Source organism: Nonomuraea glycinis, assembly GCF_035920485.1.
Lineage (GTDB): Bacteria > Actinomycetota > Actinomycetes > Streptosporangiales > Streptosporangiaceae > Nonomuraea > Nonomuraea glycinis.
The window spans coordinates 8147619-8168761 of sequence record NZ_CP109166.1; the positions used below are offsets into that span (position 1 = coordinate 8147619).

Genomic DNA, 21143 nt, shown 5'->3' on the forward strand with positions numbered 1-21143 from the left:
CTTTGAGCCTATCCGTCCTGATCAGATGTCATGTCGGTGAAGTCGTAGTTCACGCCGTCTGGGGTGAGGGTGAGCAGGGTGACGCAGAGGGTGGCGAAGACGCGGCCGTCGGGGAGCTCGTGCCGGACGATCAGCGCGGCGGGGTCGGCGGAGGGCGGATCGGTGATGAGCTCTCGCCAGTCGGTGTCGCCGGCGAATCTCGGCTGGAAGGCGGCGATGCGGTCGTTCGCCGGGTCCAGCCCGGTGTTGACGATCATGTTGGTGCCCTCGGGCAGCTCACTGACGGCGAGCCGTTCCCCGTCCCAGCTGTACAGCCGTGTCCGGGCCAGGTCGGCGAGCACCAGATGAAAGGGGTCGTAGCGGGTGAGGTCCAGCTCGGGAAGGTCGCCCGCGGTCACGGCGAGCAGCGGCAGCCCGCCGCGGGAGATCTTCGTCGTCTCGGGTGCGGCGCGGCCGTGCCCGTTGAGCAGCGCCGCCGCGCGGCGGGCGGCGGGGTCCACGGCGAGCCAGGTGCCGCCCGCCTTGAGGTCCAGGCCGCCGAGCACGCCCGGATGATCGGGCCAGTGCTCCCCGGGGCCCTCCCAGGGCCGATCGGTGAACTCGTCCCGCACACCCATCAGGGTGAGCGGCTGCCCTGTTTTCACGATCACCGTGCACATGGGGCAAAGCGTACAAAACCGGTTTAGATGGGTGGCCAGGGGATGGCAGGCCAGCCCTCCGAGGGGGACGGATGCACGCCGGTGTCGAGCAGCCGGCGCACCCGCTGCCAGGTGGCCTCCACCTCCGCCAGCGTGAGCAGGTCGCGCAGCCTGCGGCCGAGCGAGCCGGACTCCAGGTCGCGCTCCAGCTTGGCGAGCACCGCCACCGCCTCGCGGGCCAGCGGCTTGCCCCGCCACTGCCACAGCACCGTGCGCAGCTTGTCCTCGGCGGCGAAGCAGACGCCGTGGTCGACGCCGTAGACGTGGCCGGTGGGCAGCGGCAGCAGGTGGCCGCCCTTGCGGTCGGCGTTGTTGACCACCGCGTCGAACACCGCCATCCGGCGCACCACCGGGTTGCGGCTGCGCACCAGCCGCATCAGGTCGACCTCACGCTCGGTGTCGATCCAGAGCTGGCACATGCCGGGCCCGAACGGACCCTCGCGGTAGACCGTGGGCGGCACGATGTGCCAGCCGGTCGCCTGGGACACCTCGAAGGCGGCCACCTCGCGGGCGGCCAGGGTGCCGTCGGGGAAGTCCCACAGCGGACGCTCGCCGCGCACCGGCTTGTAGACGCAGGCCGCGCTCCGCGTCCCGAGCTTGACCGAGCAGTAGAGGGTCATGTTGGTGGCCTCGACCAGGCGGCCGGCCACCTCCAGGGTGCCGTCGCGCAGCAGCTTGAGGGTCTCTTCCTCATCCATGGCCGACGGGGGCGCGGACCTGGTCACAGGCTCGCTCTCGGGAGCGGTCATGAAGCCGCCTCACCTCCGCGGTAGCCGTTGAGGCGGACACAGACGTGTCCCCCGGCGTCCAGGGGTTGCGCGCACAAGGGGCACGGCGGGCGCCCGGCCGCGACGACCTTGAGCGCCCGCTGCGTGAACGCGCGGGCGGCCCCGGCGCTGATCCGCACCCGCAGCATCGCGGGCTCGGGCGCTTCGAGGTCCTCCTCGTCGATGACCTCCTGCGCCTCGATGACCACCTGCGAGGTGTCGGGGTCCCAGGCCAGCGCCATGGTGCCGACCCGGAAGTCCTCCGCCAGGGGCGCTTCGAGGGGGGCGTCGTCGGAGAGATCGGCCGGCGCCATGGCGGGCACCTGGGCGGCGCCACCGCTGCGCCGCAGCACCTCGTCCAGCAATTCGTCCAGCCTGCTCGCGAGCGCGGCCACCTGGAGCTTCTCCAGCGCCACGGTGGTCAGTCTGCCCTCGGCCCTGGCCTGCAGAAAGAAGGCGCGCGCACCTGGCTGCCCGAGGGCGCCTGCCACGAACCTCTCTGGTGGGTCGTAGTCGAAGACCGGCATAGCCTGACCTTACGTGGTTCCGGGCCCGCCGCCGACGGCGGCATCGCTCCCGGTGGTGTTTTCTCCCCCGTCTTTCTCCTCCGAATCCTCGGGGAGCGCCAATTCCCCCATATCGTTAAGCCTGAGAATAAAGGGGCGCAAGGGGGCATAGCGAATGACGGTGAGGGCTGCCGGATCAGCTGTAATCCGCTGAAAATGATCGAGGTGGAGTCCCAGCGCGTCGGCGACGATCGCCTTGATCACATCCCCATGACTGCACGCCAGGTAGACACTCTTCTCCCCCAGGCGGCTATTCCACTCCCGGACCGCGGCGACCGCCCGGTGCTGCATCGCGGCCATCGACTCGCCCTCGGGGAAGGTCGCGGCGCTCGGATGCGCCTGCACCTTCCCCCACAGCGGCTCCTTGGCGAGCTCCTTCAGCTCGCGGCCGGTCCATGAGCCGTAGTCGCACTCCAGGAACCGTTCGTCCGTCGTCACCGTCATGCCACGCCCCGCGGCGACGGCCTGGGCCGTCTCCTGGCAGCGCTCCAGGGGGCTGGAGACGATGGCGTCGAGCCGGACGGCCGCGATCCGCTCGGCCAGGGCGGCCGCCTGCGCCAGGCCCGCCTGGCTGAGATGGACACCGGGAGTGCGGCCGGCCAGGACCGGCCCGGTGAGGTCGGTGAGCCCGTGGCGGGCCAGAAGCAGGGTGGTCACCCGACAAGTGTCTCAGGCGTGGATCACGGCGTTTCCCCCGCCTGGACGGTAACCTGGCGGGATCATGGAGCAGCGCTATGTCGGCCGCAGCGGCCTGTCGGTGTCCCGGATGGGCCTCGGCACGATGACGTGGGGGCGTGACACCGACGCCGACGACGCGGCGGCCCAGCTGCGCACGTTCATGGACGCGGGCGGCACGCTGGTGGACACCGCAGACGTCTACACCGGCGGCGACGCCGAGCGGCTGCTCGGCCGCCTGATGCGCGACTCGGTGCCGCGCACGGAGCTGGTGATCTCCACCAAGGCCGTGGTGACGCCGCTGGGCCGCAGGCCGCGCGACGCCTCCAGGCGGCACCTGATCGCCGCCGTCGACGACTCGCTCAACCGGCTCGGCCTCGACTACGTCGATCTGTGGCAGCTGCACACCTACGACTCCGAGGTGCCGCTGGAGGAGACCATGGCCGCGCTGGACGCGATCGTCTCCTCGGGGCGGGCCATCTACGCGGGCGTCTGCGACTACACCGGCTGGCAGCTCGCCGCCGCGGCGGTGACCCAGCGGGCGATCCCCGGCCGCATCCCGGTCACGGCCGTCCAGGCCGAATACTCCCTGCTGGCCCGCGATCCCGAGCGTGAGCTGCTGCCGGCCGCCCAGCACACCGGCGTGGGCGTGCTGGCCTGGTCACCGCTCGGCAGGGGCGTGCTGACCGGGAAATACCGCACCGGCATCCCGTCCGACTCACGCGCGGCCACCCCGCACTTCGCCGAGTTCGTCCGCCCCTACCTCGACGAGCGCAGCCGGCGGGTGGTGGAGTCGGTGATGACCGCCGCCGAAGGGCTGGGCGTCTCGCCGCTGGCGGTGGCCCTGTCCTGGGTGCGCGACCAGCCCGGCGTGTCCTCGGCCATCGTCGGCGCCCGCACACTCGCCCAACTCAAGGGCACGCTCCTCGCCGAGGACATAGTGTTGCCGATAGAGATCCGAGAGGCTCTGGATGATGTGTCGTCGCCCGACTGACGGCCAACGAGAGCCGCACTCGCGTATCACTAGTCGATACCGAATCGCAACTTTAGCGGGAAATCGCCTGCATCATATGGCCCAGTCCATCAGGATTTCCTCCGAAGGCTACGCAGGAGGGGACGGATGGGGAGCAGGACCGCGATCTCGGCCGGGATTCTCGCGGTAGCGCTGGCGACCGTCGCGGTGGCCGCGCCGCCCGCGACGGCCCTGGCCGGGGACTGCGAGCGCGGCGGCGGCCTGCTCTCGGGAGTGACCGACGGCCTGTGCGACACCCTCGACGCGGTCACCGGCACGGTCGACGACCTGACCGGCGGCCTCACCGAGCCCGTGACCAAGGGGCTCGACAAGACCACCGACACCGTGCTCGGCAAGGTCGGCGAGGCGGTGCCGACGTCGCGGCCCTCCTCCGGGCCGGACCTGCGCTCGCCCCGGCCCAGCCCCTCGGCCAAGCCGAGGCGGACAGAGCTGCTGCCGGAGACGCTCAGCGAGATCTGCCTGCCGGTGCTGGCCTGCGAGGACCACGAGGTGCCCGACGGCACCCCCACCCCCGCCCCCACGGCGGAGCCGCGCCAGTCGGACACGACCACCCCCTCGCCGGACGCCGAGCGTACGGCTCGCGACGACCGTGAGTACGCCGAGGTGGCGCCCACCGACGCCGGCACGCCGCCCGACACCCAGCCGCACACGCTGCAGGAGCGCAAGCCGGTCGCCGAGCGGCGGGCCGACCCCGAGGACCTGCGCTTCGACCTGCTGTGGCCCAACCCGTTCGCCGATGAGCTGGCGCTGCCGGTGCACAAGCAGCGCATCCTGCGGCCCAGCGCCCCCGCCTCGGACGTCGTCGGCACGGCGCTGACCATCATCCTGCTGGCCACGGCGGTGCTGGCCACCCGCATCGTGCAGCAGCGCAAGCAGCGCAGCGAGCAGCCGGACTCGATCCCGTTCGAGCCGGCCAGGCAGGGCAACAGCCGCCACCGCCTGGCCTGAGCAGCGGCTTAGCCGCCGATCGCGTGGACGCCGCCGTCCACGTGCACGATCTCGCCCGTGGTGGCGGGGAACCAGTCGGACATCAGCGCCACGCACGCCCTGGCGGCGGGCAGGGTGTCGGACAGGTCCCAGCCGAGCGGGGCCTTCTCCGGCCAGCTGTCCTCGAACTCCTTGAAGCCGGGGATCGACTTGGCCGCCATCGTGCGCAGCGGGCCGGCGGCCACCAGGTTGGCGCGGATGCCGTGCTTGCCCAGGTCGCGGGCGAGGTAGCGGTTGCAGGACTCCAGGCCGGCCTTGGCCACGCCCATCCAGTCGTAGACGGGCCAGGCCCTGCTGGCGTCGAAGTCGAGGCCGACGACCGCGCCGCCCTGCTTCATCAGCGGCAGGCAGGCCACCGCCAGCGACTTGTAGGAGTAGGTGGACACGTGCAGGGCCGTCGCGACGTCCTCCCACGTGGTGTTGAGGAAGTTGCCGCCGAGGGCGGTCTGCGGCGCGAAGCCGATCGAGTGCACCACGCCGTCGAGGCCGTCGACGTGCTCGCCGACGCGGGTGGCCAGGCTGTCGAGATGCTCGGTGTTCTGGACGTCGAGCTCCAGCACCGGCGCCTTCTCCGGCAGCCGCTTGGCGATCCGCTCGACCAGGCTCAGCCTGCCGAACCCGGTGAGCACCACGGTGGCGCCCTCCTCCTGGGCCAGCTTGGCGACCGAGAACGCGATGGAGGCGTCGGTCAGCACACCCGACACCAAGATCCGCTTACCTTCGAGAATGCCCATGTCAGTGCCCCATTCCGAGTCCGCCGTCGACGGGGATCACGGCCCCGGTGATGTAGGAGGCGTCGTCGCTCGCCAGGAAGCGGACGACGCGCGCCACCTCGCCGGGGGTCGCCTGCCGCCCCAGCGGGATGTTCTTGACGATGGCCTCGGTGTCGAGGTCGGCCGTCATGTCGGTGGCCACGAACCCGGGTGAGACCACGTTGACGGTGATGTTGCGCGAGCCGTACTCGCGGGCCATGGAGCGGGCGAAGCCGACCAGGCCGGCCTTGGAGGCGGCGTAGTTGGTCTGCCCGGCCTGGCCGGACAGGCCGACGACCGAGGAGATGAGGATGACCCGGCCGCGCTTGAGCTTCATCATGGGCCGGATGGCCCGCTTGGCGACGCGGTAGGCGCCGGTCAGGTTGGCGTCGATGACGTCGGTGAAGGTGTCCTCCTTCATCATCGCCAGCAGGGTGTCCTTGGTGATGCCGGCGTTGGAGACCAGAACCTCGACCGGGCCCTGCTCGGCCTCGACCTTGTCGAAGGCGGCCTCGACGTCGGCCATGCTGGTCACGTCGCACCTCACCCCGAACAGGCCGTCCGGCGGCTCTCCCGATCGATAGGTGACGGCGACGGAGTCGCCGGTCGCGGCGAGTTCGCGGGCGATCGCGAGGCCGATGCCGCGATTGCCTCCGGTGACGAGTACAGAGCGTGCCATGACAGACGACGCTATCTCCTACCCGCCGGTATCCGCTTGTCCGGGGGAGACAAGATCACGGCGCTAGGATCGTGGACATGCGCCAGATCGATGCCGATTTCCTCGCGCTGCCGCTCAGGCGGCTCGCGGACGCCGCCCTGCAACGCGCCCGTGAGCTGGGGGCCGAGCACGCCGACTTCCGGCTGGAGCGTGTCAGAGCCGAGACGCTCAGCCTCTACGACACCAGATTGGAGGGTGCCTCCGACGCCGACGACCTGGGTTACGCCGTCCGGGTCGTCAAGAACGGCACCTGGGGGTTCGCCTCCGGCATCCAGCTGACTCCTGAGGCGGCCGTGCGGGTCGCCGAGCAGGCGGTGCGGGTCGCCGAGGTGAGCGCGCCGATCAACACCGAGCCCATCGAGCTCGCGCCCGAGCCCGTGCACGCCGACGTCACCTGGGTGTCGGACTACGACGTGGACCCGTTCGAGGTGCCCTCGGCCGACAAGGTCGCGCTGCTGGCCGACTGGTCGGCCGGGCTGCTCAAGGGCGCCGACCACGTCTCGGCCCGGCTGCTGCAGGTCAAGGAGCAGAAGTTCTACGCCGACACGGCCGGCACCGTCACCACCCAGCAGCGCGTACGCGTGCATCCGAAGCTCAACGCGATGAAGGCCTCCGCGTCGGGGTTCGACGACATGTCGACGATCGCGCCCCCGGTGGGCCGCGGCTACGAATACCTGACCGGCACCGGCTGGGACTGGGCGGCCGAGCTGGCCAAGCTGCCGGAGCTGCTGGCGGAGAAGCTCGCCGCCCCGTCGGTGGAGGCGGGCGACTACGACCTGGTGGTCGACCCGTCCAACCTGTGGCTGACGATCCACGAGTCGATCGGGCACGCCACGGAGCTCGACCGGGCGCTCGGCTACGAGGCCGCCTACGCCGGCACCAGCTTCGCCACCTTCGACCAGCTCGGTGAGCTGGTCTACGGCTCCTCGTCGATGAACGTGACCGGCGACAGGACCGTCACCCACGGGCTGGCCACGGTCGGCTTCGACGACGAGGGCGTCCAGGGGCAGAGCTTCGACATCGTCAAGGACGGCATCCTGGTCGGCTACCAGCTCGACCGCCGGATGGCGCTGATGAAGGGCCTCGGCAGGTCCAACGGCTGCGCCTTCGCCGACTCCCCCGGGCACATGCCGATCCAGCGGATGGCCAACGTCTCGCTGGCGCCCGACCCGGACGGGCCGGCCACGGAGGAGCTCATCTCCGGCGTCGAGCGGGGCCTCTACATCGTCGGCGACAAGAGCTGGTCGATCGACATGCAGCGCTACAACTTCCAGTTCACAGGTCAGCGGGCGTACCGGATCTCGCACGGCCGGCTCGCCGGGCAGGTCCGCGACTTCGCCTACCAGGCGACGACGACCGACTTCTGGCAGTCCATGGAGGCCGTCGGCGGCCCCGGGACCTACGTGCTGGGCGGCGCCTTCAACTGCGGCAAGGGCCAGCCCGGCCAGGTCGCGCCGGTCAGCCACGGCTGCCCCTCCGCGCTGTTCAGGCGCGTCCGGATCCTCAACACCGTTCAGGAGGGTGGTAAGTGATGACTCCCCAGGAGATGGTGGAAAGGGCCCTGGAGCTCTCCACGACCGACGGATGCGTGGTGCTGGTGGACGAGGAGTCCACCGCCAACCTGCGCTTCGCCGGCAACACCCTGACGACCAACGGCGTGGCCCGCTCCAGCCGGCTCACCGTGATCTCGATCGCGGGACAGGGCGTGGGCGTCGTCTCGCGCGCGGCCGTGCGCCCCGAGCAGCTCGCCGACGTGGTCGCCGCCGCCGACGCCACCGCCCGCGACGCGCAGCCGGCCGAGGACGCCCGGCCGCTGGTCGAGGGCGGGCCGGCGAGCGCGGGCTGGGACGCGCCGGTGACGCCCACCGACATCGAGGTGTTCCAGAGCTTCGCGCCCGCGCTCGGCGAGGCCTTCGCCGCCGCCAAGGCCGGCGGCAGGAAGCTGTACGGTTTCGCCGAGCACACGCTGACCTCGACCTTCCTCGGCAGCTCCACCGGCCTGCGGCTGCGCCACGACCAGCCGACCGGGCGGCTGGAGCTCAACGCCAAGTCCGCCGACCTCAAGCGCTCGGCGTGGACCGGGGTGGCCACCCGAGACTTCACCGACGTGGACGTGGCCGTGCTCGACGCCTCGCTGGCCCGGCGCCTCGACTGGGCCAAGAACCGGGTGGACCTGCCGGCGGGCCGCTACGAGACGTTGATCCCGCCGAGCGCGGTGGCCGACCTGATGGTCTACCTGTTCTGGTCGGCGCAGGCCCGGGACGCCGTGGACGGCCGCTCGGTCTTCGCCAAGCCGGGCGGCGGCACCCGGGTGGGCGAGCGGCTGGCCACCTTGCCGGTGACGCTGGCCAGCGACCCGGCGGCGAGCGGCATCGGCTGCGCGCCGTTCGTCATGGCGCACTCCTCCAGCCGGGAGAGCTCGGTGTTCGACAACGGGCTGCCGCTGGCGGCGACCGACTGGATCAAGGACGGCCGGCTGGAGGCGCTGCTGCAGACGCGCTACTCGGCCGAGCTGAGCGGCCTGCCGGTGACGCCCGCCGTCGACAATCTGATCATGAAGGGGCCGGAGGACGGCCGCTCCCTGGAGGAGATGATCGCCTCCACCGAGCACGGCCTGCTGCTCACCTGCCTGTGGTACATCCGCGAGGTCGACCCGCAGACGCTGCTGCTGACCGGCCTGACCCGGGACGGCGTCTACCTGGTCGAGCACGGCGAGGTGGTGGGCGAGGTGAACAACTTCCGGTTCAACGAGAGCCCGGTCGACCTGCTGGGCCGCCTGACGGAGATCGGCGCGGCCGAGCAGACGCTGGCCCGCGAGTGGGGCGACTACTTCACCCGCACCGTCATGCCCGCCGTACGGGTGCCCGACTTCAACATGTCGACGGTCAGCCAGGCGAGCTGAGCGAGTCGCCGACCGCATGCCGAGGGTCGGCCAGGCGAGCTGAGCAGGCCGCCTGGCACCTGCCTGACGGCCGGCCAGGCCGCCTGGCGCCCGCCGGCGGTCAGCCGGGCGGGCCGACGGTGAGCTCGTGCACCCGGCTCCACCGCTGGCCGGTGACGAGCCGGGCGGTGCCCGCCTTCATGTCGTAGACGATCGACCAGCGGGTGTGCGGCTGAGCCACCTGGCGCAACAGGTCGAGGGCGTCGGTCTCGGTGCCGATGCCCTTGGTTAGGGTGCCGTAGCGCGAGTCGGCCATCCGGGTGCGGCGGTCGGCGCCGGCCATGGTGATGTTGGTGAGGATCCGGTCGTCGATGACGTGCAGCCTGCCGCCGCCGTACTCGACGACCACGGACCGGCCCGACCGGTCGGCGATCAGATAGTGCACCTGCGGCCCGTCGGTGAACTCCACGTCGTAGCGGCGCATGAGGGCGACGGCCTCGTCCACGGTGGCGGCGCGGTCGAGCATCAGCCGGATGATGCGCGTGGTGCCCACCAGGGTGCGGCCCGGCGTCCTGGCGGGCAGCTCGGCGTCCGGCACCTGGGCCAGGCCGACGGTGAGGCCCTGGTCGTTCATGCCGTCGAACGGCAGGAGCACCGCGTGCCCGAGCCGCCGCCGGTCGGCGGCGTCCTTCAGGTCGGGCGCGCCGCCGTCGAGCACGTACGAGACGTCCGACAGCGACAGCGAGGCGTAACCACCGGACGGGCTGACGCGCACCACCATGGCCGGGTTCGGGTCCCAGTCGAAGTTCCTGCCGAACTCGGTGCCCCGGACGAACAGCGAGCAGGCCCAGTCGTCGTCGCGGCGGGCGAGCTCCGGGTCGGTGAGCGGCGCCTCGGCGTCGTAGTCGCCGTGGTAGGTCATCTCGTAGAGCGGCAGGTCGTCCACCTGCCGCAGGCTGCGCACCGTGCGCGCGATCTCGTCGGAGTTCTGGCGTAACACCCCTGACCCCTGCTCGTCCGCGGACTCCTGGGCCGGGTGCTGAGCTGCGGGTGTCCGCCCCGAGCAGGCCATGACCGCGGGCATGATGAGGACGAGCAGTGCCGACAACACCCCCGCCGTACGGCTGCGCATAGTCGCAGTTTGTCGTCTGACGCCTGATCTGTCACCCAGGTAGCCCCAGATGTCTAGGAGTCCTCCAGCCGGAACCCCACCTTCAGGCCGACCTGAAAGTGCGCCACCTCTCCCCCTTCGATGTGGCCGCGTACCTCGGTCACCTCGAACCAGTCGAGGTGCCGCAGCGTCTCGGAGGCCCGCCTGACCCCGTTGCGGATGGCCTGCTCCACGCTCTCCGCCGACGTGCCGACGATCTCGGTCACTCGGTATGTGCGATCCGTCATCTCCACATCCTCCTTACTCCACGGCCATGATCGCATGACCTGCGCCGATGTACGGGAGCGCCGTCATGGGCGGTTCGTCCGAGGTCTACCGTGGGAAGTATGAAAGGTTGGCGCAGGAACAAAGATGTCCACCAGGTCACGGATGCCAGGCCGTCGCTGACCGCGGACATCCACCGGCGCGAGATCAGCTACCTCATCAAGATGGGGATCCGCACGATCTGCCTGATCCTGGCGGTGGTGCTGCCCCTGCCGTGGCCCTACCGCATGCTGTTCATCGCGGGCGCAGTTCTTTTGCCATACATAGCCGTAATCGGAGCCAATGAGAGAGGCGCGGACGCCCCTCCTCCCACCTTTCACAGCCCTGGAGATGACCAAAGTGAGATACCGATGCACCGACGCGAGATCGGGTCGTGACTAAGTCTTGACGCATCCCACGGGTTGTAGGTGTACGCTTTAGACAAGCGCTCCGGTCCCCCGTCGGAGCGCTGGTGCCGGCGTTCCGGGCCCCCGTCGGAACGCCGATGAAGCGACGCCGGGTGGTTTGCCCCCGTAACCACCCGGCGTTGCCCCTTTTCCGGGCAAAACGTAGATCTAAATGATCTGTCTCGTTACAGGGCGCAGTCGGATAGGGCCGCTTTCCCGAAATCGTTTACACCCCGCCTTCCCCACATTTCACAGGAAACGTTCAGGTTCGGGCGGGGCTTGACAGCGACAGTTCGCGCAAATGTCAGCTGTCGGTCAGTGTCTCCTTCGTGGCCTGGCTCCAGTTGCCGGCCAGCGTCGTCAGCCGCGCCACCGCGTCGTCAGGCGCGGTGCCCGCTCCCTGGGCCAGCCCGAGCAGATAGGCCGTCAACGGCGCGGCCGGCCTGGCCACCCCGTGCGCCACCTCCTTGGTCAGCTCCAGGACCAGGTCCCGGTCCACCCGGGCGGGGTCCACGCCCAGCTCCTTGCAGGCCAGCGCGGTCCACTCGGCCAATACGTTCATACGAGCCTCCTCGAGATCGTCCCCAGTGTCGCAGTGTCGAACCAGGTTTACCTCAGGGCAGACGCGCGGGGGCCCGTCCCCGGCTGCTAGCCGCCGATCGCCGACATCGGGCGGGACGGCTGGAGGAAGCTGGGGTCGTCGATGCCGTGGCCGGCCTTCTTGCGGGTGACGGCGGCGATCCACCGCTCGGCCAGCTCGTCGTCGCTCGCGCCCGCGCGCATCGCGGCCTTGAGGTCGGACTCCTCGGTGGCGAACAGGCAGTTGCGGATCTGCCCGTCGGCGGTGAGGCGTACGCGGTCGCAGGCGGCGCAGAACGGCCGGGTGACCGAGCCGATCACGCCCACCCTGCCGGGGCCTCCGTCGACCAGGAACCGCTCGGCGGGGGCGCTGCCGCGCTCCTCCTGGTCGTCGGCCGTCAGGTCGAACGAGGCCGACAGCAGCTTGAGGATCTCGTTGGCCGTGACCATGGTGTCGCGGCTCCAGCCGTGCTGGGCGTCGAGCGGCATCTGCTCGATGAACCGCAGCTCGTAGCCCTGCTCCAGGCAGTAGCGGAGCAGCGGTACGGCCTCGTGCTGGTTGACCTCGCGCATGAGCACCGCGTTGACCTTGACGGGGCGCAGACCGGCGTCGTGGGCGGCGGCCAGGCCGGCGATCACGTCGGGGAACCTGTCGCGGTGCGCGAGCCGCTTGAAGGTGTCGCGGTCGAGGGTGTCGAGGGAGACGTTGACCCGGTCCAGTCCGGCGGCGGCCAGCGGGGCGGCGACGCGGGCCAGGCCGATGCCATTGGTGGTCAGCGACACCTGCGGCCGGGGCCGCAGCGCGGTGGTCCGGCCGACGATGTCGACGAGCTCGCGGCGCAGCAGCGGCTCGCCGCCGGTGTAGCGCACCTCCTGGATGCCGAGCCGTTCGACGCCGATCGTCACCAGCCTGACGATCTCGTCCGCGGTGAGGAGTTGCGCGTTGGGCAGCCACTCGAGTCCCTCGGGGGGCATGCAGTAGGAGCAGCGCAGATTGCACTTGTCCGTGAGGGACACCCGCAGATCCGTCGCCACCCGTCCGAACGAGTCTCGCAACATGGGGCGTCACCTCCTGTCGTTCTCAGACGGCCAGCCTATGTCTCCCAGCCCGCCTGTCCCAAAACGGGTATACACCGCAGATACTGCTCACTCGGGGCGCAACTGCCGGGCGTGCGCGGCGACGTGCCGGGCGTCGCGAAGGTAGAGCTCATGGTGGCCGTCGGCGAGGTGGCCGGCGAAGGCGGCGCTGCCCGCCGCCGCCCGCTCGCGCATGAACGCCACCAGCGCGTGCAACCGCTCGACGACCGCTTCCGGCAGCACCCGCCGATCATGGACGGCCAGGCCGTAGGCGTCGCACAGCAGCCGCAGCCGCCGCGCCTGCTCGGCCACGGGCAACGCCGCCTCACCGTTGCCGTCGAGCTCCCCGCCGCCGACGGCTGAGCTGAGCGGGACGAACCGGTAGGCGGCGTAGGCCACGTCCCACAGGCGCGGGGCCGGGTGCGCGGTGTCGAAGTCGATGAACGCGACCGGCAGGCCGTCGCGAAACACGCAGTTGTACGGCGCGACATCGCCATGACAGATCACCTCGGCGGGCTCCCGGGCGGGAAAATACCAGGTGGCGCCGTCGGCGGGCAGGAACCCGGCGGTGGCGTCGTGGTAGCCGCGCAGCAGCGTGGCCAGCCCGCGCAGGGCGGTGTCGTGCCACACGTATCCGGGCGCCGGGTAGTGCCCCACGACGCCGGGCACGAAGTCGAGGATCTCGCGGCCGCGCTCGTCCACGCCGTGCGCCCGCGGCGCGCCCGTGAAGCCCCGGGCGGCGAGATGGCCGAGGAGGCCGTGCACGGCGGGCGTCCACGGCCCCACCGGCCGCCGCACGGTGGCGCCGATCCGTACGACCTCGTTGACTCCCCCGCCGGTGAGAATCTCCTCCTGTCGCGTCACGGACCGATCGTACGAGGCGGGCGTAAAGCGCGCGACGGAGATAAATGAGTGGGCATTTACCCGGCGCGGCGGCAGACTTGGATCAAGGACGAACGAGGAGTTCCCATGCCGAACCAGCCCGCACCCAACCTGTTGTCGTGGGCCAGCGAGATCGACGAGCACGCGGTCATGCAGGCCGCGCGCACCGCCCGGATGCGGATCGTGTCCGGTCATGTCGCTCTCATGCCGGACGCGCACGTGGGCATCGGCGCGACCGTCGGCTCGGTGATCCCCACGGAGGGAGCGATCATTCCGGCCGCCGTCGGCGTCGACATCGGCTGTGGCATGGTCGCGACCGAGACCACGCTCACCGCCGCCGACCTGCCCGACACGCTGGAGGCGCTGATGCGGCTGGTGGAGCGCCGGATTCCGGCCGGTGTAGGCAAGGGGCACGAGGACCCGTCCGTCGATCGCGCGCTGGACGAGCTCGGCCGCCCGCACACCGCGCTGACCGGCAAGCAGGAGACGACGGTCGCGCGGCAGTTCGGCACCCTCGGCTCCGGCAACCATTTCGTCGAGGTCTGCCTGGACGAGCGGGAGCGGGTCTGGACGGTGCTGCACTCCGGCTCGCGCGGCATCGGCAACCAGCTCGCGACCCGGCACATCGCGGACGCCAAGAAGCTGATGAAGCACCAGGCGGTCGGCCTGGAGGACCCGGACCTGGCCTATCTGGTGCAGAGCACGCCGGAGTTCGACGCCTACATCGCCGACATGCTGTGGTCGCAGCACTATGCGATGGCCTCGCGCGCCCGCATGGACAAGGTGCTGATCAACGCCCTGTTCAGGGTCGTCGGCCACGGCACGCGGGTCCGTACGATCAACTGTCACCACAACTTCACCCAGATAGAGACCCACGACGACAAGCAGCTCTGGATCACCCGTAAGGGGGCGATCAAGGCCGACCGTGGCGACGAGGGCGTCATTCCCGGCTCGATGGGGACGCGCTCGTACATCGTCAGCGGCCGGGGCAACCCGCTGTCCTACAACTCGTGCGCGCACGGGGCGGGCCGCCGGATGTCGCGGAGCAGGGCCAAGCGGGAGCTGTCGGCGACGTCGCTGAAGGCGGCGATGCGGGGCCGTACGTGGAACGCCGACCGCGCCGGGGCGCTGGTGGACGAGCACCCGGAGGCCTACAAGCCGATCGACCGCGTGATGGAGGACCAGAAGGACCTGGTGACGGTTCAGCACACGCTGCGGCAGGTGTTCAATTACAAGGGCTGAGCCGGCGGTAAGGTCGTCGGCCGGTCCTGGCGAACGGAGCGAGCCGCGTGACATCCGTCTACGTGTTCAACGGCCCTAATCTCAACCTGCTCGGCACCCGCGAGCCGGAGGTCTACGGAACGTTGACGCTGGCCGACGTGGAGACGATGTGCCGCATGGAGTGTGAGGAGGCCGGTCTGGAGCTGGTCTTCGGGCAGTCCAACCACGAGGGGCAGCTCATCGACTGGATCCAGGAGGCCGGCGCCGAGGTGCAGGCGGGCCGGGCGATCGGGGCGGTGTTCAACCCGGGCGCCTTCACCCACACGTCGGTGGCGCTGCACGACGCGATCGAGGGCGTGCAGCTGCCGGTGGTGGAGGTGCACATCTCCAACGTGCACCGGCGCGAGCCGTTCCGGCACCGCTCCTACGTCTCGCCGGTGGCGCGCGGGATCGTGGTCGGCTTCGGCGTGTACGGCTATGTCCTCGCTCTTCGGGGGCTGCGGCACGCGATCACGGGGGGCTGACGCGCCAGGCGGGCCGCTCGCCGGTGTCGACCAGGTTCCAGCGGCCGTCCGTGTTCAGGCGGTCCTCGTAGTAGTAGGCGGTGGCGGGGAGCGCGACGGCCGCGCCGCCGTGGGCGGCGAACGCCTCGCGCGCGGCCTGCCTGAGCCGTTCCGGCGGCACGTCGAGCGTGTCGGCGGCGACCTGGGCGAGGCGTTCGAGCGCGTGGTGGGCCATGAAACTGTCATAGGTGAGGCTGAAGACGCGCTCGCGCGGCTGCCGGATGTCCCGCGAGATCACGTTGACCGGCGGCAGCTCCCGGTGCAGGCCCCGCTCCCGCCGCACGCGCGGGTCGACGTAGACGCCGCAGTCCCGGTAGAGGATCGCGGTACGGCGCGCGTCCGGGTCAAAGGCGAACAGGGTGTTCTGGCCGTGCAGTTCGAGCGCGCAGCCGGTCCGGGTGACGGCCCGCAGCCAGAGCCGGACCATGGGAGCGACGACCCGCCGCGCCAGCCAGAGCGCCGGGTCCTCGCCGCTGCGGGCGACGAGCTGCGCCAGCAGCGCCGGGTCGCCGGGTCGCCGGATGTCACCGCCGTACAGCGCGAACAGCGGCACGGTGTGGTGCGGCGGGTCCGCCCCGAAACAGGGCTCCTCCGGCGGATCGCCGTCCGGACCGGTCACCGTGCCCGCGCGCGGCCGGGACTCGCGGATCAGGAAGCCCCATGCCTCCTCCGGCACGTCGCCGAGCACGCCGCCCGCCACCTCGGGCAGGACGGGCAGTCCGGCGGCCAGCAGCTCCTCGGCCGCCCAGAGCTGCAAGGAGATGATCGGCCGGCGCAGGCGGCGGGTGAAGCGGGACAGCCGCTTCGGGTAGTGCAGCTTGACGAAGTGCGGCTCGACGGGGTCGCCGTCGATGCGCTCGACGAAGACGGTGCGGGCGTTGGCGGAGGGCACCGCCACCAGGTCCGGCCCGCGCTCCCGCAGGGCGTCGCGGCCCGGCAGGCCGGGGAAGGCGAGCGTCTCGGGGTGGACGGGCAGCAGGAAGGTGTCACCGCCGCGGTAGAGCTTGGTGAGGGTGGACTCCACCCCGTTGCTCAGGAACGTCCCCTGCCCGGCCGTCACCCTGAACGTCGGCACCACGAACCGCTCGGAGCCGCGCTGCGGATGGTAGGACTCGGAGATCTCCAGGTCGCCGGAGAACCTGCTGTAGGCGCGGGTCCCCACGCCCAGGTAGCGCTCCGCGTACTGCCAGGACGGCAGCGGATCCGATGCGTCATCGAGGATCATTCAGTGGATTCCATCCGAGTCACGTCGAAATCCGGTATTTACCCGCCGTCCGCCGCTCAACGCCTACGGGCCGTCCACGTAGTGGAAAGACGGCTTGGGATGCAGGAGGAAGTCGTGGTGGGACAGGTTCCAGGCGTAGGCGCCCGCCAGGCCGAACGCGACCAGGTCGCCCACCCGCAGGCCGGTGACCTCGGCGTCGCGGTGGAGCACGTCCCTGGGCGTGCAGAGCTGCCCGACGAGGGTGGCCGTCCCGGTCAGGGCGGGGCCGGCGCTCGCCCGGTGGATGACGGTGAAGGGCTGGTCGTGCCCCCTGGCGACCGGGGTGCGCAGGTGGTGGGTGCCGCCGCGGAGCACGGCGTAGTGGCGGCCGTGGGTCCGCTTGACGTCCAGGACGTCGGTGACGTACCAGCCGTCGTAGGCGGTCAGCGACCGTCCCGGCTCGATCCGCAACCGCACCGGCCTGTCCCGTCCCGACCCCGGGCCCGGGCCCGAGTCCAAACCCGACCCCAGGTCCGACTCCAAACCCGACCCCAGGTCCGAGTCCAGGCTCGACTCCAGTTCTGACCCCAGGCTCGACAGCGCTGCACTGTAGGCCGGCCAGTCGAAGCGGGTGTGCGGCGCGCCGTAGTCGACACCCATGCCGCCGCCGAGATCCAGCTCCGGCTCGGTCACCGCCGGCAGGTGCTCGCGCAGCCAGGGCAGCGCCCAGGCGGCGACCCGGCGGGCCAGCTCCGCCATCGCGGGGGCGTCGTGCCGGTCCCAGGTCAGGTGGGCGTGGATGCCGTGGAGGGTGATCCAGGGCGCGTCCCGCAGCAGCCGCACGCAGGTGGCCAGCCCGTCCGGGTCCATGCCGAACGGGCTGTCCGCCGCCTGCCGGATGTCCGCCCCGGGCAGGTCGGGGTTGGCGCGCAGCAGGATGTCCTGCCGGGCGCCGGTGGCGATCAGCCGGGCCAGCTCGCCGGGGCTCTCCACATGGAGCCGGTGCACGCCCAGCTCCCGGGTCAGCGCGAGCTCGGCATCGGTCTTGCCCGGTCCGCTGAACGCCACCGGCGCGTCCGGCAGCAGCTCCCGTACGAGGGCCAGCTCGCCGCCTGAGGCCACCTCGAAGCCGTCCACGAAGGGCCGCAGCGTCCGCAGGATCTCGGCGGCGGGATTGGCCTTGACCGCGTAGAACACCTGCGCGCTCCCGGCCATCGCCGCCTGAACGGCTCCGGCGTGCGCGCGCACCCCCGGCAGGTCGTAGACGTACGCGGGCAGGTCACCCCCCGCCGCCACTCGAACCGCCCGCGCCCGTACCGACTCTGCCACCATCACGCCCCCGCAGGATCGACCATCCCGTACGAAACGGTACGGACTCCATCCCGTACGGGAAAGGCGAGGAACTACCGGAAACGGCGGAACCATACATTTTGCTGTGAAAGACGGAGGATCTCCTCCAGGTGGTGTAGGAGGCATGAAGGCGGCGGATCGCTCTCCGATGGGACAGGTGAAAAGCGGCGGATCGCTCACGGTGGGAGGGCGGAGGCGCGGCACCGTCTGCCGCGCCTCCGCTTGTTTCCGTGTGGGCCGTACGGCACCCGACTGCCGCTCCTCCCTCGGCCCACGCGGAGCCTGTCAGGGTGAGGCGCAGGTGTAGGTGGACGGGGTCTGGGTGTTGCCGCTGGGGCGGCTCACCTGGAAGCCGAAGCTGGTGGTGGCGCCCGCGGCGAGACTGGCGTTGTGGTTGACGCTCCTGGCGGTGACCGTCTGCCCGCTGGTGGTGAGGGTGGCGTTCCAGGAGCCGGTCAGGGAGTGGCCGGTGGGCAGGGTGAAGGTGACGGTCCAGCCGTTGAGGGTGGCGGTTCCGGTGTTGGCGACGGTCACGGGCTGTACGACGTAGCCGTTGTTCCACTGGGTCTGCACGGTGCCGGTGGCGGTGCAGGGGCCGCCGGGCTGGCCGCCGCCGGAGGTGGTGGTGAAGGTGGCGGTGGCCGACGGGGTGGACAGGTTGCCGGCGCCGTCACGGGCTCGCACGTAGACCTGATACTGGGTGGCCGGGCTCAGCCCGGTCAGGGTGATGGAGTTGGTTGCGCTCTGGCCGAGTTGCTGATCGGTGCTGCCCTGCTCGCGGTAGACGGTGTAGCCCGCCAGCCCGCTGCCGCCGGAGTCGGTGGCGGCCGTCCAGGTCAGCGTTGCGGAGGTGCCGGTGATGTTGGCGGCCGACGGGGTGCCTGGAGCGGTGGGCGCGGTGGTGTCGTCTCCGCCGCCGCCGGCGGCCAGCGCGTCGTGCACGGCGGTGTAGGCGGGTTTCTGCTGGTAGTTCTCGTCGTAGATCAGGGCGGCGCCCTCGCCGCTGAAGGTGTCGGGCACCCAGGAGTGCTTGTCGGTGAAGCCCCAGATGGTGACGCCGGCGCAGGCGGTGACCGCCAGGCAGGCGTTGACGACGTTGCGGTAGTAGGTGGCCTGGGTGGCGTCCTTCGAGGAGCTCCTGGGCATCTGCATGCGGATGTCCACCTCGGTGATCCGCACCTGGACGCCGAGGTCGGCGAAGCGCTGCAGGTTCTGCTGAAGGTCGCTGGGGAAGCCGTACTGGATGGCCAGGTGGCTCTGGAAGCCGACGCAGTCGACCGGCACGTTCTGCTGCCTGAGTGACCGGACCAGGTTGTACATGGCGGTGCTCTTGGCGTTGATGCCTTCGACGTTGTAGTCGTTGATGCACAGCCGCGCGTCGGGGTCGGCGGCGCGGGCGGCGCGGAAGGCGTCGGCGATGAAGCTCTGCCCGAGCGTGTTGTACCAGAACGAGCCGCGCATGCCACCGTTGTCGTCGAAGACCTCGTTCACCACGTCCCAGGAGACCACGGTCGGATTGTCGGCGTAGCGGCCGACGACCTGGCCGATGTGGTTCTGCATGGCGGTGCGCATGGCGCCGGCGCCGAGGCCCTGCACCCAGCCGGGGGTCTGGTTGTGCCAGACGAGCGTGTGCCCGTGCACCTGCTGGCCGTTCTGGGCGGCGAAGTCGACGATGGCGTCGGCGCCGGAGAACGTGAACTGCCCCTGGTTGGGCTCGGTGGATTCCCACTTCATCGCGTTCTCGGCGGTGACCTGGCTGAACTCGGTGGCCGCGATGTTCCGGTACGAGGTCTCGCTGGACAGCGGGCCGGTGGCCAGCGCGGTGCCGATGAACTTGCCGCGACTCGCGGCGTGCTGGCGCAGGGGCGCCGAGGCGTCGGCGGGGGTGACCGGCACCAGGAACACCACGAGCAGCCCGAGCAGGGCGGCCGCGGCGAGGGTCCTGCTGATGCGGACCCCGGATCTGACGAGCGATGACGAAAGCACGAGCACCTACCTCCGGAAGCGTGCCAGGACTCGAACCCGAAAGTTTCGACCCTTTGGGGATGCATGCCGGACGGTATTGACATGCTCTGGAGCGGTCAATGCCGGAGGCGGTCGGGCAGCGTCAGGGCAGGTGGGGAGGTGAAATTATCACTTTTCTCGTGAAACTTTCAGACTCGTAGGAGGATGCCGCGTGCCCGCCTCGCTGGGGGAGCAGGGGCGGGCACGGTCCCGGAGGTCCCGGCCTTCCGGGAGCATGGGGTGGCGGTCAGGCGTCGTCGTCGGACACCCGCGAGGCGTCCTGGCAGACGCTGGAGCCACCTTTGGTGAGCATCGGCAGCAGCGCGCCGCAGGTGCTCACCGGCGCGGAGACGGGCTCGACGATCTCATCGTTGAAGATGATCACATCGCCGACGACCGAGGGCCGGGCCGCAGGCGCGGCGGCCGACGGGGGCACGGCCGCCGCGGCTGGAGGCGACACGATCGCCGTGGCTGGAGGTGGGGGTGTCGTTGCTTCGGCGGTGGGAGGGGTCAGGGTGAGGAGGCCGGCGATCATGCCACCGACACCCGCGATGGCGCGTTTGCCGGTCCGCCCGCCTGGTGCCCGAAGCGGCCGGGACGCCCGCCCAACATGATCCTGTCGATGATCGCGAGCGCCACCGCCGAGATGATGAAGGTCAGGTGGATAAGCGTTTTCCATAGGAGTTCCCTGTCGGTCACGGCCGGTCGCGCCGCGTTGATGAAGATCTGGAGAAGGTGGATGGAGGAGATCCCGATGATCGCCATGGCGAGCTTGACCTTGAGCACGTTGGCGTTGACATGCGACAGCCACTGGGGCTGGTCCGGGTGCCCCTCGATGCGCAGCCGCGAGACGAACGTCTCGTAGCCGCCGACGATCACCATGATCAGCAGATTGCTGATCATCACCACGTCCACGAGGCCGAGGACGATCAGCATGACGGTGGTCTCAGCGGGCTTGCCGCCGAATCCGAGCTGGACGAGGTGGATCAACTCCGCCATGAACCGCCATACGTAGACCACCTGGGCGACGATGAGCCCGAAATAGAGAGGAGCCTGGATCCAGCGGCTCAGGAACATGATGTAGCCGAGGCGCCGCAGCGGGCTGCGATACCCGTTCGGCGGACCAGTCACGGACTGTAGCTGGTGCATCTACGAGGTGAACACGTTCACATGCTGGATGACGGTATCCATGCCGAATATCGCCTTCTCCCCGGTCAGCTCGGCCAGCACGGGCGGTAGCGTGCCCACGGCGACCGTGGCCGCGGCGGCGATGGCGGCAAGGGCTCGGATGCTCAATGCGACTCCTTCGGTTGCTGTTCGGATGCCCCCGTCAGGATCCAGGGGGGAGCCTGAGGCCCGGGGCGG

Annotated in this window: 24 protein-coding genes; 7 read left to right on the plus strand and 17 right to left on the minus strand. The window is 70.6% G+C overall.

The window, feature by feature from the left end; translation table 11 throughout:
• Positions 1-8: 8 nt before the first annotated feature.
• The 4 genes from OHA68_RS38285 to OHA68_RS38300 are packed head-to-tail and all read right to left on the minus strand — an operon-like array spanning position 9 to position 2688.
• Positions 9-659 carry an NRDE family protein gene (locus tag OHA68_RS38285; RefSeq protein ID WP_327104621.1) on the minus strand — a complete coding sequence of 217 codons (651 nt, stop codon included), beginning with the start codon at positions 657-659 and terminating at the stop codon, positions 9-11.
• 23 nt (positions 660-682) lie between these two features.
• Complete coding sequence (locus tag OHA68_RS38290; protein ID WP_189140479.1) at positions 683-1447, minus strand: SCO1664 family protein; 765 nt, start codon at positions 1445-1447, stop codon at positions 683-685.
• The gene (locus OHA68_RS38295) at positions 1444-1992 is read right to left on the minus strand and encodes a DUF3090 domain-containing protein (RefSeq protein ID WP_327104622.1); all 549 of its coding nucleotides are present in this window, start codon (positions 1990-1992) and stop codon (positions 1444-1446) included. The genes OHA68_RS38290 and OHA68_RS38295 overlap by 4 nt, the downstream gene beginning before the upstream one ends.
• Before the next feature lie 9 nt (positions 1993-2001).
• On the minus strand, positions 2002-2688 hold the full coding sequence (locus tag OHA68_RS38300; RefSeq protein ID WP_189140477.1) for an MSMEG_4193 family putative phosphomutase: 687 nt from the start codon (positions 2686-2688) through the stop codon (positions 2002-2004).
• Between the two features lie 64 nt (positions 2689-2752).
• On the opposite strand from OHA68_RS38300, the gene OHA68_RS38305 reads away from it, so the two are divergent.
• Both OHA68_RS38305 and OHA68_RS38310 read left to right on the plus strand, forming a co-directional pair.
• On the plus strand, positions 2753-3700 hold the full coding sequence (locus OHA68_RS38305; protein WP_189140476.1) for an aldo/keto reductase: 948 nt from the start codon (positions 2753-2755) through the stop codon (positions 3698-3700).
• A gap of 126 nt (positions 3701-3826) precedes the next feature.
• Entirely contained in the window at positions 3827-4687 is an 861-nt protein-coding gene (locus tag OHA68_RS38310; RefSeq protein WP_327104623.1) for a chromosomal replication initiator protein DnaA, read from the plus strand.
• An 8-nt stretch (positions 4688-4695) separates the two neighbouring features.
• Here the strand turns inward: OHA68_RS38310 and fabI are convergent, their stop codons facing one another.
• Complete coding sequence (gene fabI, locus OHA68_RS38315; RefSeq protein WP_189140474.1) at positions 4696-5460, minus strand: enoyl-ACP reductase FabI; 765 nt, start codon at positions 5458-5460, stop codon at positions 4696-4698.
• Position 5461: 1 nt separating this feature from the next.
• A complete protein-coding gene (fabG, locus tag OHA68_RS38320; RefSeq protein WP_189140473.1) occupies positions 5462-6157 on the minus strand; it encodes a 3-oxoacyl-ACP reductase FabG in 696 nt (231 codons plus the stop codon).
• A 77-nt stretch (positions 6158-6234) separates the two neighbouring features.
• Between fabG and OHA68_RS38325 the strand changes: the two genes are divergently transcribed.
• Both OHA68_RS38325 and OHA68_RS38330 read left to right on the plus strand, forming a co-directional pair.
• Entirely contained in the window at positions 6235-7728 is a 1494-nt protein-coding gene (locus OHA68_RS38325; protein WP_327104625.1) for a TldD/PmbA family protein, read from the plus strand.
• Complete coding sequence (locus OHA68_RS38330) at positions 7728-9098, plus strand: metallopeptidase TldD-related protein (protein WP_327104626.1); 1371 nt, start codon at positions 7728-7730, stop codon at positions 9096-9098. The genes OHA68_RS38325 and OHA68_RS38330 overlap by 1 nt, the downstream gene beginning before the upstream one ends.
• A gap of 100 nt (positions 9099-9198) precedes the next feature.
• Here OHA68_RS38330 and OHA68_RS38335 read toward each other — a convergent pair whose 3' ends face one another.
• Positions 9199-10209, minus strand: a complete 1011-nt coding sequence (locus tag OHA68_RS38335; RefSeq protein WP_327104627.1) for a linear amide C-N hydrolase — start codon at positions 10207-10209, stop codon at positions 9199-9201.
• A 53-nt stretch (positions 10210-10262) separates the two neighbouring features.
• Positions 10263-10475 (minus strand): dodecin, encoded by a 213-nt coding sequence (locus OHA68_RS38340; protein ID WP_189140470.1) that lies wholly within the window; start codon positions 10473-10475, stop codon positions 10263-10265.
• Positions 10476-10574: 99 nt separating this feature from the next.
• Here OHA68_RS38340 and OHA68_RS38345 point away from each other — a divergent pair, with 99 nt between their 5' ends.
• A complete protein-coding gene (locus tag OHA68_RS38345) occupies positions 10575-10889 on the plus strand; it encodes a DUF3099 domain-containing protein (RefSeq protein WP_189140469.1) in 315 nt (104 codons plus the stop codon).
• Between the two features lie 313 nt (positions 10890-11202).
• Here the strand turns inward: OHA68_RS38345 and OHA68_RS38350 are convergent, their stop codons facing one another.
• From OHA68_RS38350 to OHA68_RS38360, 3 genes are all read right to left on the minus strand, one after another.
• Entirely contained in the window at positions 11203-11460 is a 258-nt protein-coding gene (locus OHA68_RS38350) for a DUF6457 domain-containing protein (RefSeq protein ID WP_189140468.1), read from the minus strand.
• 86 nt (positions 11461-11546) lie between these two features.
• Positions 11547-12536, minus strand: a complete 990-nt coding sequence (gene moaA / locus OHA68_RS38355; RefSeq protein WP_189140467.1) for a GTP 3',8-cyclase MoaA — start codon at positions 12534-12536, stop codon at positions 11547-11549.
• A gap of 87 nt (positions 12537-12623) precedes the next feature.
• Complete coding sequence (locus OHA68_RS38360; protein ID WP_327104628.1) at positions 12624-13418, minus strand: phosphotransferase; 795 nt, start codon at positions 13416-13418, stop codon at positions 12624-12626.
• A 105-nt stretch (positions 13419-13523) separates the two neighbouring features.
• Here OHA68_RS38360 and OHA68_RS38365 point away from each other — a divergent pair, with 105 nt between their 5' ends.
• Positions 13524-14678, plus strand: coding sequence for an RtcB family protein (locus OHA68_RS38365; protein WP_327104629.1), 1155 nt, complete (start codon positions 13524-13526; stop codon positions 14676-14678).
• 47 nt (positions 14679-14725) lie between these two features.
• Positions 14726-15181 carry a type II 3-dehydroquinate dehydratase gene (gene aroQ, locus OHA68_RS38370; RefSeq protein WP_327104630.1) on the plus strand — a complete coding sequence of 152 codons (456 nt, stop codon included), beginning with the start codon at positions 14726-14728 and terminating at the stop codon, positions 15179-15181.
• Here the strand turns inward: aroQ and OHA68_RS38375 are convergent.
• The 6 genes from OHA68_RS38375 to OHA68_RS38400 form a co-directional block, all read right to left on the minus strand.
• On the minus strand, positions 15168-16445 hold the full coding sequence (locus tag OHA68_RS38375; protein ID WP_327104631.1) for a ferric iron reductase: 1278 nt from the start codon (positions 16443-16445) through the stop codon (positions 15168-15170). The two genes, aroQ and OHA68_RS38375, sit on opposite strands and share 14 nt — an antisense overlap.
• 63 nt (positions 16446-16508) lie before the next feature.
• Complete coding sequence (locus tag OHA68_RS38380) at positions 16509-17756, minus strand: type III PLP-dependent enzyme domain-containing protein (protein ID WP_327109610.1); 1248 nt, start codon at positions 17754-17756, stop codon at positions 16509-16511.
• A gap of 303 nt (positions 17757-18059) precedes the next feature.
• Positions 18060-19760 carry an endo-1,4-beta-xylanase gene (locus OHA68_RS38385; RefSeq protein ID WP_327104632.1) on the minus strand — a complete coding sequence of 567 codons (1701 nt, stop codon included), beginning with the start codon at positions 19758-19760 and terminating at the stop codon, positions 18060-18062.
• Positions 19761-20025: 265 nt separating this feature from the next.
• Positions 20026-20313 carry a hypothetical protein gene (locus OHA68_RS38390; RefSeq protein ID WP_327104633.1) on the minus strand — a complete coding sequence of 96 codons (288 nt, stop codon included), beginning with the start codon at positions 20311-20313 and terminating at the stop codon, positions 20026-20028.
• Positions 20310-20909, minus strand: a complete 600-nt coding sequence (locus tag OHA68_RS38395; RefSeq protein ID WP_327104634.1) for a TIGR00645 family protein — start codon at positions 20907-20909, stop codon at positions 20310-20312. Before OHA68_RS38395 ends, OHA68_RS38390 begins: the two co-directional genes overlap by 4 nt.
• Positions 20910-20927: 18 nt before the next feature.
• Entirely contained in the window at positions 20928-21074 is a 147-nt protein-coding gene (locus OHA68_RS38400; protein ID WP_189140460.1) for a hypothetical protein, read from the minus strand.
• Positions 21075-21143: the final 69 nt, after the last annotated feature.

What these genes read in the sequence shown, in the direction of transcription:
- OHA68_RS38285 (WP_327104621.1), bottom strand. Translation starts at nt 659, where the DNA reads ATGTGCACGGTGATCGTGAAAACAGGGCAGCCGCTCACCCTGATGGGT.
- OHA68_RS38290 (WP_189140479.1), bottom strand. Translation starts at nt 1,447, where the DNA reads ATGACCGCTCCCGAGAGCGAGCCTGTGACCAGGTCCGCGCCCCCGTCG.
- OHA68_RS38295 (WP_327104622.1), bottom strand. Translation starts at nt 1,992, where the DNA reads ATGCCGGTCTTCGACTACGACCCACCAGAGAGGTTCGTGGCAGGCGCC.
- OHA68_RS38305 (WP_189140476.1), top strand. Translation starts at nt 2,753, where the DNA reads ATGGAGCAGCGCTATGTCGGCCGCAGCGGCCTGTCGGTGTCCCGGATG.
- OHA68_RS38310 (WP_327104623.1), top strand. Translation starts at nt 3,827, where the DNA reads ATGGGGAGCAGGACCGCGATCTCGGCCGGGATTCTCGCGGTAGCGCTG.
- fabI (WP_189140474.1), bottom strand. Translation starts at nt 5,460, where the DNA reads ATGGGCATTCTCGAAGGTAAGCGGATCTTGGTGTCGGGTGTGCTGACC.
- fabG (WP_189140473.1), bottom strand. Translation starts at nt 6,157, where the DNA reads ATGGCACGCTCTGTACTCGTCACCGGAGGCAATCGCGGCATCGGCCTC.
- OHA68_RS38325 (WP_327104625.1), top strand. Translation starts at nt 6,235, where the DNA reads ATGCGCCAGATCGATGCCGATTTCCTCGCGCTGCCGCTCAGGCGGCTC.
- OHA68_RS38330 (WP_327104626.1), top strand. Translation starts at nt 7,728, where the DNA reads ATGACTCCCCAGGAGATGGTGGAAAGGGCCCTGGAGCTCTCCACGACC.
- OHA68_RS38335 (WP_327104627.1), bottom strand. Translation starts at nt 10,209, where the DNA reads ATGCGCAGCCGTACGGCGGGGGTGTTGTCGGCACTGCTCGTCCTCATC.
- OHA68_RS38340 (WP_189140470.1), bottom strand. Translation starts at nt 10,475, where the DNA reads ATGACGGATCGCACATACCGAGTGACCGAGATCGTCGGCACGTCGGCG.
- OHA68_RS38345 (WP_189140469.1), top strand. Translation starts at nt 10,575, where the DNA reads ATGAAAGGTTGGCGCAGGAACAAAGATGTCCACCAGGTCACGGATGCC.
- OHA68_RS38350 (WP_189140468.1), bottom strand. Translation starts at nt 11,460, where the DNA reads ATGAACGTATTGGCCGAGTGGACCGCGCTGGCCTGCAAGGAGCTGGGC.
- moaA (WP_189140467.1), bottom strand. Translation starts at nt 12,536, where the DNA reads ATGTTGCGAGACTCGTTCGGACGGGTGGCGACGGATCTGCGGGTGTCC.
- OHA68_RS38365 (WP_327104629.1), top strand. Translation starts at nt 13,524, where the DNA reads ATGCCGAACCAGCCCGCACCCAACCTGTTGTCGTGGGCCAGCGAGATC.
- OHA68_RS38375 (WP_327104631.1), bottom strand. Translation starts at nt 16,445, where the DNA reads ATGATCCTCGATGACGCATCGGATCCGCTGCCGTCCTGGCAGTACGCG.
- OHA68_RS38380 (WP_327109610.1), bottom strand. Translation starts at nt 17,756, where the DNA reads ATGGTGGCAGAGTCGGTACGGGCGCGGGCGGTTCGAGTGGCGGCGGGG.
- OHA68_RS38390 (WP_327104633.1), bottom strand. Translation starts at nt 20,313, where the DNA reads ATGATCGCCGGCCTCCTCACCCTGACCCCTCCCACCGCCGAAGCAACG.